The 1,023-nt window shown below is 44.1% G+C and carries 2 protein-coding genes; both read right to left on the bottom strand.

The features are described 5' to 3' along the window. Nucleotides 1–393: ferritin-like domain-containing protein (locus tag PX484_RS18455; protein WP_288105047.1), on the bottom strand; the 393-nt coding region annotated here is incomplete at its 3' end. A 227-nt stretch (nucleotides 394–620) separates the two neighbouring features. After that, the coding region (locus tag PX484_RS18450; RefSeq protein ID WP_288105045.1) for a tetratricopeptide repeat protein at nucleotides 621–1,023 on the bottom strand (403 nt) is incomplete at its 5' end.

Here is a 1,023-nt window from a genome sequence, read left to right as displayed (position 1 = left end):
TAATTCTTCTTGTCCAATCATACCGCGAGCGAATTCTTCTAGGTAAATACTGGCATCTTCAACGGTTTCTAGGAGTGCTTTGTACAAATCAAGGGATTTTTTCTCATGATTGAGGCTCTCACTCAAGATTGCTTTGATATTGTGTTCATAGCTTTCCTCGATGGGGGCAATTTTTAAGCTAGGATGACCTTCTAAACCGGTGAGAATTTCCCCAACTTGTTGCGCGTGGGTGAGGGATTCCGTGGCCTGAGTCTGGAAAAATTGGACGATGGGGATGCGATGGGGACCTGTCACCATCAGGGAATAGTGGGTGTAACGGACAACTCCCGCTAGTTCAAATTCCATGATTTCGTTTAGTTGTTCGATGGTTTTGTCTCTGTCTAGTTCTCGCATAAGATTCTCAATAATTTTTCTCTAATTGCAATTGTAGCTAATCCAGACTGGCTAAATAAATCTAAAAACCTTGTTGGCTAATATCTTTAGGCTTTTTTGCCATCAAAAAAGTGCCAGCCGTTTGAGCAATAGAGGGGAAAATTTAGGCACTTTTTCCCTGAAAATGCCTAAAACCCCACACCCCACGAAAAACCCTTTCAGCAAACCCTAGGTGATGCAAAAAGACTTTAGCTGGGGGAATAGCAACTCAAGAGGTCATTAAAGGTTTCATTTTGCCTTAAACCATCGAAAACAAAGTTATTACGCACTAATTCGCCACATATATCCGGTTCTATGTCCATGGCTTCGCGTAAACAGTCGATCGCTTTTTCTTGTTGACCGAGGGCGGCATAACAGCAGGCGGAATTATACCACGCATAGCGATCATCTTGATCGATTTTTAACGATTCTTCATAACAGGCGATCGCTTCTGGCAGGCGCTGTAATGCTTGTAAGATCACACCCTGTTGATACCAGGACCAGTAATCTTGCGGTCGGATATCGAGGGCGGTACGATAATTAAATAAAGCCTCTTGGGGATTGCCCCAATCCCGGAAAGCGTCGCCGCGACGATACCAGGCCCAATAATCC

It is taken from the genome of Microcystis sp. M49636_WE2 (genome assembly GCF_030065375.1).
GTDB lineage: Bacteria > Cyanobacteriota > Cyanobacteriia > Cyanobacteriales > Microcystaceae > Microcystis > Microcystis aeruginosa_C.
The sequence above is the reverse complement of the archived record's forward strand: the minus strand, read 5'-3'. Positions and strand labels throughout refer to the sequence as shown.